Below are 222 nucleotides of genomic sequence, written 5' to 3' on the forward strand. Positions count from 1 at the left end.
TGGCGTGGCCGAACCCGGTGCCCTGCTTCTGCTTGCCGTAGACCCGGCGCAGCATCGAGTCGATGTCCACGAAGGTCAGCACGTCGGCACCGGCCAGGATCGGCGCGTGTGCGGCCAGTCCGGTCAGGGTGTCACGGACGGCGGCCTGCAACTGCCGAACATGGCCGTGGGTGAACGTGCGCAGGAACGATCCGAGTGTCGACGGCGCGTACACGCTGCTGA

The 222-nt window shown here is 68.0% G+C and carries 1 pseudogene; it reads right to left on the reverse strand.

The features are described from left to right. Nucleotides 1–222, reverse strand: a pseudogene (locus ADL15_RS54415) (IS1380 family transposase); the annotation flags it as partial.

Source organism: Actinoplanes awajinensis subsp. mycoplanecinus (genome assembly GCF_001509495.1).
Classification (GTDB): Bacteria; Actinomycetota; Actinomycetes; order Mycobacteriales; family Micromonosporaceae; genus Actinoplanes; species Actinoplanes palleronii.